The sequence below is a fragment of the Aureisphaera galaxeae genome (genome assembly GCF_028561275.1).
Classification (GTDB): domain Bacteria; phylum Bacteroidota; class Bacteroidia; order Flavobacteriales; family Flavobacteriaceae; genus Aureisphaera; species Aureisphaera galaxeae.
Genome location: NZ_JAQQTF010000014.1, coordinates 1 through 3,380, shown reverse-complemented (window position 1 = coordinate 3,380; position 3,380 = coordinate 1). Strand labels below are relative to the sequence as shown.

Here is a 3,380-nt window from a genome sequence, read left to right as displayed (position 1 = left end):
CAGTCCGCATCGTTCCATGCCGTTGTCGGCGGTACGGTCTGGCTGGCAAGTACAAAGTCACATGGATCGGTTGGATCGGTCCCATCGGTAACCTCGTCACCGTTGGTTACCCCATCACCGTCGCAGTCGGCGTCGTTCCACGCTGTTGTTGGCGGCACCGTCTGGCTTGTTACATCCAAGCTACATGGGTCGGATGGATCCGTGCCATCGGCAATCTCATCGCCGTTCGTTACTCCATCACCATCACAGTCAAGGGCTTCCCAAGCTGGGGTCGTCGGAACCGTTTGGCTCGATAGCATAAAGTCACATGGGTCGGTCGGGTCGGTCCCGTCCGTTATCTCGTCACCGTTGGTCACACCGTCACCATCACAATCGGCATCGTTCCATGCTGTGGAAGGTGGTACCGTTTGGCTTGTATAATCAAGGCTACAAGGGTCTTGCGGATCCGTTCCATCGGCCACTTCGTCACCGTTGGTCACCCCGTCTCCGTCACAATCAAGGGCATTCCAAGCTGCAGTTACAGCCACCGTTTGGTTTCCATCTATATAATCACATGGATCCAAGGGATTGGTACCATCGGTAATTTCATCTCCATTAATTACTCCATCGCCATCACAATCCAAGGCATCCCAAGCAGCACTTGTCGTGGCAGTATTCTGACTTGCCGGATCATACGAACAAGGGTCCAGCGGATCGGTACCGTCTGTCACTTCCTGTCCATTTACTACTCCATCGCCATCACAATCGGCAATAAGCCAAGCCGCAGTTTGAGTTTGAGTAATTAAAATTGGGTTATAGTCACATGGATCTTGTGCATCGGTTCCATTTCCATCATCAGTTCCATTTCCGTCAGGATCTATTTCATCTCCATTGGTAACCCCGTCACCATCACAATCTGCATTCTGATAAGCAGTAGATGTGGTTGTATAATCTTGGTTAACTGGATCGTAATCACAAAGATCATAAGGGTTCGTACCGTCGGTTACTTCTTGTCCATTGGTTACACCATCGCCGTCACAGTCCGCTGCGGCCCAAATAGCGTAATTCGGATTGGTAACCAAAGGAATAGTCGTCATTTGATTGGAACATGGATCGTAAGGATCGGTTCCATTTGTATTTTCAGTTCCGTTGTCTTCTCCATCACCATCACAATCTCCAGCTTGCCATATTGGATTTGAGGTATCCTCATCTCCTACAACACCATCATCGATACATGGATTGGTAGGATCGGGATCTACACTATCACAGGTTCCATCACCATCTGCGTCAATACAACCATCGATCGTTACACTTTCGGTAAGATCATCACCTGCAGTAGTTGGATCGTTTTGATCTGAGGTTGAAGCTGCCGTTGTATTGTTGGTAATGGTATTCCCATCTTCACCAATATCTACAATTCCTTCAATAGTCAAGGTTGCCGAAGCTCCGGAAGCTAAGGTTCCAATATCCCAAGTAGGGGCGGTATAGCTACCTTGGGATACATTTCCATTATTGCCTGTTGCAGTTAAGCCCGCAGGTAGGGTGTCATCTAGGGATACATTTGTCGCTGTGTCCGGACCATTGTTGGTTACCGTAATCGTAAATGTAACGGCATCACCTTCTGGAGGTGTGGCATCAGCGCTTGTTAAGGTTTTTACGGTAACTAAATCTGCAACTCCAGTAGCTGTTCCCGAATTATTCCCGTCGCTACCATCGTCATCGTTGTTGGAGGTATCGGGGTCGTTCTCATCAGCCGATACATCGGTCACGTTGGTGAAGTTACCCGGACCATCTATGGTAGCCGTAACCGTAATCGTCACATCGTTGGCTGGGCTTCCAGAAGCAATGCTCGGGATTGTACATGGGAAGGTTGTACACCCTCCTCCGCTCACTCCAGTGATCGTTAGGTTGGTTGGGGTATCATTCACCACTACGTTGTTGGCGGTATCCGGACCAGTGTTGCTCACCACGATCGTGTAGGTTACCGTATCTCCCGTCTGGTATGGACTGCTGTCCACCAATGTTTTTGTTATCGCTACGTCTGCCACTCCCGTAGCGGTTCCCGAGTTGTTACCGTCGCTACCGTCATCGTCGTTGTTCGAGGTATCCGGATCGTTCTCATCTGCCGATACATCGGTCACGTTGGTGAAGTTACCCGGACCGTCTATGGTAGCAGTTACCGTAATGGCCACATCATTGGCTGGGCTTCCTGAGGCTATGCTCGGGATGGTACAAGGGAAGGTCGTGCACCCGCCGCCGCTCACTCCCGTGATCGTAAGGTTGGTCGGGGTATCGTTCACCACCACGTTATTGGCGGTGTTGGGACCGGTGTTGCTCACCACGATCGTGTAGGTCACCGTATCGCCCGTTTGGTAGGGACTGCTGTCCACCAAGGTCTTGGTGATGGCTACGTCGGCCACTCCCGTTGCGGTACCAGAGTTGTTACCGTCGCTACCGTCATCGTCGTTGTTCGAGGTATCGGGGTCGTTCTCATCGGCCGATACATCGGTCACGTTGGTAAATGTCCCGGGACCGTTTATGGTAGCCGTAACCGTGATGGTCACGTCGTTGGCGGGACTCCCGGAGGCGATGCTCGGGATGGTACATGGGAAGGTCGTACATCCACCACCGCTCACTCCGGTGATCGTAAGGTTGGTGGGCGTGTCGTTCACTACCACGTTGTTGGCGGTATCGGGACCGGTGTTGCTCACTACTAAGGTATAGGTCACCGTATCACCCGTCTGGTAGGGGCTGCTGTCCACCAATGTTTTTGTTATCGCTACATCTGCAACTCCCGCAGCGGTCCCCGAGTTGTTACCATCGCTACCGTCATCGTCGTTGTTAGAAGTGTCAGGGTCGTTCTCGTCCGTGGTTACGTCCGTTACGTTGGTAAATGTACCCGGACCATCTATGGTAGCCGTAACCGTGATCGTTACATCATTCGCAGGGCTTCCTGAGGCGATGCTAGGGATGGTACACGGGAAGGTCGTACATCCACCACCGCTCACTCCCGTGATCGTTAGGTTGGTTGGGGTATCGTTCACCACCACATTGTTGGCGGTATCCGGACCGGTGTTGCTCACCACGATCGTGTAGGTTACCGTATCGCCTGTCTGATATGGACTGCTGTCCACCAATGTTTTTGTTATCGCTACATCTGCAACTCCCGTAGCGGTTCCCGAGTTGTTACCATCGCTACCGTCGTCATCGTTGTTCGAGGTATCGGGGTCGTTCTCGTCCGCGGTAACATCGGTTACGTTGGTAAATGTACCCGGGCCGTCTATGGTAGCGGTAACCGTGATCGTCACATCGTTGGCTGGGCTTCCAGAAGCAATGCTCGGGATGGTACACGGGAAGGTAGTACATCCACCACCGCTCACTCCCGTGATCGTAAGGTTGGT

1 protein-coding gene is annotated in these 3,380 nt (G+C 52.0%); it reads right to left on the bottom strand.

The annotated features are described in order from the left end of the window. Positions 1 to 3,380: beta strand repeat-containing protein (locus POV27_RS16830; protein WP_272863961.1), on the bottom strand; the 3,380-nt coding region annotated here is incomplete at both ends.